Origin of the sequence: Nonomuraea sp. NPDC048901, assembly GCF_040649695.1 — a bacterium.
GTDB lineage: Bacteria > Actinomycetota > Actinomycetes > Streptosporangiales > Streptosporangiaceae > Nonomuraea.
In genome coordinates this window covers 957,595-964,349 of record NZ_JBEZFW010000003.1, presented here as the reverse complement: position 1 = coordinate 964,349, position 6,755 = coordinate 957,595, and the positions used below count along the sequence as shown (strand labels likewise).

Genomic DNA, 6,755 nt, shown 5'->3' with positions numbered 1-6,755 from the left:
CGCAGACATGACGGGGTTGTGCATCATGCACTGGCTTTTAACACACTGTTGAGTTCTCAAGAAACGGACGCGTACTCCCCAACCTGCGAGAGGCGCACATTTCGTTTTCTGTTTTCGTTGTGTCTTTATCTTTTCAGCCGCCCGGCCCGGTGTCAAATTGACCCGACCCGCTCCGACCTGCTGGAATAAAGACCGCCCCGTTTCTGGGACAACCCCTCTAACTTACCAGACCATCCTGAGTGATGCGAACACCATCCGAAGGGATCTGTTTGGAGGTTGCCCCCGAGTGAGACCGACGATCATCGCCGTCCTCGTGGGACTGGTGAACTCTATGTACGCCTCCCGGAACCGTCAAATCAACCACCCGCCGGTGTCATCCGCCGCCCACGGGTAGGAAGCCACTGTGCCCCGAGCCCTCACCATCCTGCTGGGTATCGCCTGCGCGGTGATCGTCCTGTTCGGCATGCGCGAGGTCGCGTCGATCCTGGGTCCGGTCGTGCTCGCGCTCGTGCTGGTCATCGCCGTCGCCCCAGTGCGCGGCCGGCTCGCCCGCGCGGGCGCTCCCGGCTGGGTGCAGGTCGTCGTGCCCTTCCTCATCGTGCTGTTCGTGCTGCTGGGCATGGTCGCGGTGCTGACCGTCTCCGTCACCCAGCTCGCCTCGCTGCTCCCCGCGTACGCCCCGCAGTTTCAGCAGTTGCTCACCGACGCCCAGAACTTCGCCACCACCCACGGCGTCAGCAACGCCCAGCTCGACAAGGCGATCCAGGCCTTCGATCCGGCCAAGGTGCTCGGGCTGGCGCAGAGTCTGTTGTCGAGTCTGCTGGGGATCCTCTCCAGCCTGTTTCTCATCGTGGTGCTGTTGCTCGGGATGTGCCTGGACACCCCGGCCATCGCCAGGATCATCGCGTCGGGTGAGGCGGCCAAGCCGCACCTGGTGGAGGCGTTCGGCACGTTCGCCCACAACACCAGGCGCTATCTCATCGTCTCCACGATCTTCGGTCTCATCTGCTCGGCGCTGGACGTCGTGGCCCTGTCCATCCTGGGTGTGCCGTTGCCCCTTCTCTGGGGTGTCCTGGCGCTGATCACCAACTACATCCCGAACATCGGCTTCGTCCTCGGACTGATCCCGCCCGCGATGCTGGCGCTGCTCGACGGCGGCATCAAGCAGATGCTCCTCGTCGTCGCCGCCTATATCGCCATCAACGTGGTGATCCAATCGTTCATCCAGCCCAAGTTCCTGGGTGACGCGGTGGGGTTGTCGACCACGATGACGTTCCTGTCACTGATCGTCTGGGCGTTCGTCCTGGGGCCGCTGGGCGCGCTCCTGGCGATCCCGCTGAGCCTGCTCACGCGGGCGATCCTCGTCGACAGCGATCCCAGCGCGGGCTGGGCGGCCGCTCTCATCTCCGGAGCTCCGCCAGAGTCACGCCGCTCAAGCGCTTGACCTCGTTGGCCAGGTGCGCCTGATCCGCGTAGCCCGAGACCACCGCCACCTCCACCGGCGCCACCCCCGCACGGGCCAGTTTCAGCGCCCGCTGGAACCGGACGACCCGCTGCAGGACCTTCGGCCCGTATCCGAACGAGGCCAGACTGCGCCGCAACAGCTGCCGCTCGCTGAACCCCAGCGTCCAGGCCACCTCTCCCACGGTCCGCCCCGTCCGGAGCGCCTCGGCTATCGCGGGCGCCGCGGCGTCGGCGGGCGCGGTGGCCCGAAGCCGGGCCACGACCGCGGCCCGCATGCTCGCGAGCCGCCCACCGGACATCGCCACATGCCGCCCTACGGAGAACTCCCCGTCGAACACGGACGACCCCCCGTCGGACACGGAGAACCCCAGGTCCGCCACCGGCACGCGCTGGTCGCGCAGGGCGTGCGCCGGAACGCCGAACACGTCCCCGACGCCGCCCGGCTTGAACCGGATCCCGGTGAAGGCATCCCCCGCGCGCACCCGCACCGGCATCGGCCCGGTGTCCGGACCGGCCACGAACGCCCCCGAAGGCCCCCAGATGAGGTCCACGCACCCATCGGGCACCACGAGTCGCGCGCCGTCGACGTCGCTCACCTGCCGCCACACGCAGGCGACCCGTCTGTCGAAGCCGTCCCCAGGAGGCCGCTCTTCGTACATGCCTCCAAGCTACGCACCCCCACCGACAAGAAGTCGCACCCGCCCGTACGCCCGAGGAATCACAGCCGCCCGTACGCCTGGAGCGTCCGCAGCCGGTGCACGGTGATGAAGCCGCCCCACTCGTGCTCCACCACGGGCGTCCAGATCAGCCAGTTCCCCTGCCACCCGCCCTCGTCCGACTGGGCGGCGGCGAGCGCCTCGAGGTGCCGGTCCAGGACGTCCTGCGTGAAGAGCGGCAGCCGCAGCGGCGACGGAGCGAAGTCGAGGGGGAAATGCACCTCGCCGGACGCGTCGGGGTCGAAGGTGACCATGGCCAGCAGGGCCTCGCGCAGCCGGGCGAACTCCGCCTCGGCCCGTGCCCGGTCGGGGACGAGGTCCAGGAACTGGACGACGGCCCGCGCCTCGTACGGGGTCGTGGCCGAGATGCCGGCGATCGCCGCCCAGCAGAAGTCGGTGGCGGGCCCGAGCCATGGATGGGCGACGCCGTGCTTGTGCAGGAGCCCGGCGATCGACGCGGTGGGGATGAGGTTGCCCGGAGACTCGTCACCGGGCTCCCACCAGGGCGCCCGCGGCGTGTCGCGGACGCTCGGCAACGCGAACGGCACGCCGCCGTCCTTGGCCGTGATCCCCAGGAGGTAGTCGCAGGCGGCGGCCACCATCGGATCGTCGAAGGCGTCCAGCTCGTCGAGGATCCAGAACGCCACCTCCACCGGCTCCGGCTGGCTGCCCGACCCGCGCAGGTCCGGTTCGAGCGCGTTGCCGAAGCCGCCGTCGTCGTTCCGGTAGCAGCGCAGGGCGTCGAGCACGCGTGTACAGGAGGCACCCTTGAACAGGGCCTCGAACCTGAGCCTGTCGATCAGCCGCCCGTGCAGCAGCAGGTATCTCTCAGCGCGGGAGACCGCCCGCGAATTCAGCTCCATAGCGGTGAAGCTATCCCGGTCTGGCCAGGCTCTTCTTGTAAGAAACGGACACGCGGGGCGCCGGGGTGCGCGCCGCACGGGCATCTCCGCCCGCCTGTTCGTCACGGCGTGGCCAGGGCCTCCGTGGGCGACATGCGGGCGGCTCGTACGGCCGGATAGAACCCGGCGATCCCGCCGATGACCAGGGTGGCGAGCACGCCGCCGAGCATGGCCCAGACCGGCACGATCGCCGGCCAGCCCTGGAAGCTCGCGTACGCGGCGGTGACGCCGATGCCCAGCATGACGCCGCCGACACCACCGATGGCGGACAGGAGCAGCGATTCGGCCAGGAACTGCAGCCGGATCTGCCCGCGGGTGGCGCCCAGCGAGCGGCGCAGCCCGATCTCGGCGCGTCGTTCGAGCACGGAGATCACCATCGTGTTGGCCACGCCGACCCCGCCGACCAGCAGGGCGACGCCGCCGAGACCGAGCAGGAGGGCATTCAGCGTGGCGTCGGTGGCCTGTTTGGCGGCCAGCGCGTCCGACGGTCGGGAGACCTCGACCTCGTTGGGCTTCTCCGGGTTGGCGGTGGGGCCCAGCACATCGCGTACGGCGACGACGGACGCCTCCTCGGCCCTGGCGTAGATCGTGGTCGGGTAGCCGTCGAAGTCCAGCCGTTCCTCGGCGACCGGCCAGCCGATCAGTGCCGCGGTGTCGAGTTCGGGGGCGAGCGGCGCGGGACCGAGCACGCCGACGACGGTGAACCACTCCCCGCCCAGCCAAACCCGCTGGTCAGGGCCCGCCCGTACGACACCGAGCCGGTCGGCCGCCTTGGCGCCGAGCACGGTGGCCGGGTACCGCTGGGTGGCCTGGTTCAGCCAGGTGCCGCTGACGATCTGGGCGCCCACGTCGTGCGGCAGGTCGAGGCGGGCGGCCGTGACCGAGATGCTGCCCGACTGGGCCGCCGGAATGTGGTCGTTGCGGTAGACCTTGGCGGGCGTGGTGCCCGTGGCGGTGACCGAGGTGACGGGTGCGATCCGCTCGATCATGCCCTCCGCCTCTGCGGGCAGGTGGGGGCTCTCGCCGAAGAGCGTCTGGCCGGGTGAGACGGTGAGCAGGTTCGTACCGAGCGCTTCGAGCTGGCGGTTCAGGTCCTCCTGACTGGAGGCGGAGATGCCGACGACGCCGAGCATGGCCGCGATGCCGATGGCGATGCCGAGCGCCGACAGGAACACCCGCAGTGGCCTGGCCCGCAGGCCCGCGCCGCCGACCCTGAGGACGTCGCGCGGGCGCAGCCGGGCGGAGGTGAGGATGGCGGCGGTCATAGCCCACGTCCGTCCGCAACAAAGCCGCCCACCACAAGGCCGTCTACAGCGCCGTCCACCACGAGGCCGTCGAGCATCTCGACCTGCCTCGGGAGCGAGGCCGCGATGTCGCGGTCGTGGGTGATGACGACCACGGTGGTGCCGCCGGCGTTCAGCTCGCGCAGCAGGTCCATGACGCCCGCGCCGGAGCGCGAGTCCAGGTTGCCCGTCGGCTCGTCGGCCAGCAGCAGCCGCGGCCCGCCGACCACGGCACGGGCGATGGCCACCCGCTGCCGCTCGCCGCCGGACAGCTCGTGCGGCCGGTGGCCGAGCCGGTGCCCGAGCCCGACCCGTTCGAGTGCCTCGCAGGCGCGCAGGCGGCGTTCGCGCAGGGAGGGGCCCGCGTACAGGAGACCGTCGGCGACGTTGTCCAGCGCGGGGACGCCCGCGGCGAGGTGGAACTGCTGGAAGACGAAGCCGATGACGTTCGCCCGCAGCGCCGACAGCTGCCTGTCGTTGAGGGTGAGCACGTCGTGCCCGGCGATGCGCACGGTGCCGCTCGACGGGCGGTCCAGGGTGCCGATCATGTTGAGCATGGTCGACTTGCCGGAACCCGACGGGCCGACGATGCCGACGAGTTCGCCGTACTCGATGCCCATGGAGACGCCGCGCAGCGCGGCCACCTCGCCGTACTCCTTGCTCACCGCACGCAGTTGGACGATCACTTGGGCACCGCCACGGTCGCGCCCTCTTGGACGCCGCCGACCTCCACCTTGCCGTCGGCGAACATGCCGATGTCGACGGCCGCGTACTGGGTGGTGCCGCCCGTCACGACCTGTACGCCGTAGCCGCCCTCCGCGAGGGCCAGCAGCGCTCCGACGGGTACGGCCAGCACGTCCTCGCGCTGGGCCGACACGATCGTGACGTCGACCGGGGCGGAGTCGAACGGCTTCTTCAGACCCCTCACCGACACCTTGACCTCGATCGTGGTGGTGGCGTCGCCGCCCGTGCCCGTCTCGGTCGCGACCTTGCCCACGCTGGTGACCTTGCCCTTCACGGTGGAGCCGTCCGGCAACTCGACCGTGGCGCCGAGGCCCTTCTTGACCAGGTGCGCGTCGGCCACGTCGAGGTTGACGAGCACCTGGCGGGTGGTGCCCGTCGCGGTGAGCACAGGCCCCGTGCCGCCGGCGCCGAGCGTGGTCTTGAGGCCGGCGACGCGGAGGGGTCCGCGCTCCACGACCACGTCGGTGGGCTGGACCTCGCCGGTGACGTCCAGGCCGAGGTCGTCCTGCCAGTCCTCGACGGCCTCGCGGGTGGCCCAGGTGAACTCCTTGTCGACGTCGAAGCCGGTGTAGCCGAGCTTGGCCAGGTTCCGTTCCAGCAACTCGACGTCCTTGCCCTCGACGCCGTCCTTGAGCACGCGGTAGAGGGGCATGCCACCGTAGAGCAGAGGGCGGCGGTCGGCGTCGACGCTGTAGACGGCCTTGCCCCGGGTGATGGTGGCGCCTTCCTCGGGCAGCCAGGTGATCGTGCCCGGCGACTTCGCGGTGACCGTGATGGTGTCGCCGTAACCGAGCGTGCCGTCGACGGTCTTGGTCTCGGTGAGCGTCGTGCGGGTCACCTTCGCGGTGGCCGGGGGCGTACGGCCGGCGACGGCCGTACCCGAGCCGTTGCCGCCGAAGCCGATGGCGGCGGCCGCGACGGCGGCGGCGAGCAGGGCGGTGCCTCCGGCCCAGGCGACGGTGCGGAACGAGCGCCGCCCAGGTCGGAGCGGGCGGCCGGGAACGACCTCAGGCTGGGACTTGACCTGCGTCATCGAGTCCGTCCCAACTGCGAGAACGTGACCCGCGTCATTGCGTCTTGCCCAGCTGCGGGAACTTGGCTCGGCAGACCTCATAGGCCTGCTTGAAGTCGGGGTCGTCCAGCCTGAAGCTCTTGGCGAGGTTCTGGTTGGTCTTCCCGCTGAAGTCCGGGTCGGGCAGGTCGATGCCGTTCTCGCGCATACAGGCGGCGAACTGGCGCATCTTGTCCTGGTCCGCCGGGCTCAGCTCCTTGGCGTCCCTGATGGGGGCGACGGAGCGGCAGGCCTGCAACGCCTTCTGGACCTTGCCCGAGTTCATCTCCGACTTGGGCAGCGCCTGGAACATCCCTTCGCCGTTCGGGTCGGGGTCGGGAACGTCGAGGCCGTGCTCACGTAAGCAGGCGGCGAACTTCCTGCCCTGCTCGGCCTTGTCCACGCTGGCCGAGGGCGACGGACTGGCCGTGGCGGCGGGCGAGGTGGTCTTGACGGAGGCGACTCCGGCGGAGCTGGGCGCCGAGCCGCATCCGGCGGCGGCCAGGGCCAGCACGCCGGTGGCGCTCAGGATTTTTCTGGTCAGGAATCTTCGCTTCATGTCCCGAATGTGCCGAGCGCCGATCAAAGGAGCCTG

General features: G+C 70.1%; 7 protein-coding genes. 1 reads left to right on the top strand and 6 read right to left on the bottom strand.

Going from position 1 to position 6,755, the window contains the following annotated elements; genetic code table 11:
- The first annotated feature begins 403 nt into the window (after positions 1-403).
- Positions 404-1,444 carry an AI-2E family transporter gene (locus AB0C30_RS13930; RefSeq protein WP_357943090.1) on the top strand — a complete coding sequence of 347 codons (1,041 nt, stop codon included), beginning with the start codon at positions 404-406 and terminating at the stop codon, positions 1,442-1,444.
- Here AB0C30_RS13930 and AB0C30_RS13925 read toward each other — a convergent pair.
- The 6 genes from AB0C30_RS13925 to AB0C30_RS13900 form a co-directional block, all read right to left on the bottom strand.
- Positions 1,401-2,123, bottom strand: coding sequence for a DUF6597 domain-containing transcriptional factor (locus AB0C30_RS13925; RefSeq protein ID WP_357943089.1), 723 nt, complete (start codon positions 2,121-2,123; stop codon positions 1,401-1,403). The genes AB0C30_RS13930 and AB0C30_RS13925 overlap by 44 nt on opposite strands.
- Positions 2,124-2,182: 59 nt before the next feature.
- Positions 2,183-3,043: a hypothetical protein gene (locus AB0C30_RS13920; RefSeq protein WP_357943087.1), complete on the bottom strand. Its 861-nt coding sequence runs from the start codon at positions 3,041-3,043 to the stop codon at positions 2,183-2,185.
- A gap of 101 nt (positions 3,044-3,144) precedes the next feature.
- Positions 3,145-4,347: an ABC transporter permease gene (locus tag AB0C30_RS13915; protein ID WP_357943085.1), complete on the bottom strand. Its 1,203-nt coding sequence runs from the start codon at positions 4,345-4,347 to the stop codon at positions 3,145-3,147.
- The gene (locus tag AB0C30_RS13910) at positions 4,344-5,048 is read right to left on the bottom strand and encodes an ABC transporter ATP-binding protein (RefSeq protein ID WP_357943120.1); all 705 of its coding nucleotides are present in this window, start codon (positions 5,046-5,048) and stop codon (positions 4,344-4,346) included. The genes AB0C30_RS13915 and AB0C30_RS13910 overlap by 4 nt, the downstream gene beginning before the upstream one ends.
- Complete coding sequence (locus AB0C30_RS13905) at positions 5,048-6,142, bottom strand: peptidoglycan-binding domain-containing protein (protein WP_357943083.1); 1,095 nt, start codon at positions 6,140-6,142, stop codon at positions 5,048-5,050. The genes AB0C30_RS13910 and AB0C30_RS13905 overlap by 1 nt, the downstream gene beginning before the upstream one ends.
- 34 nt (positions 6,143-6,176) lie before the next feature.
- Positions 6,177-6,719: a hypothetical protein gene (locus tag AB0C30_RS13900; RefSeq protein WP_357943081.1), complete on the bottom strand. Its 543-nt coding sequence runs from the start codon at positions 6,717-6,719 to the stop codon at positions 6,177-6,179.
- Between the last annotated feature and the right edge of the window lie 36 nt (positions 6,720-6,755).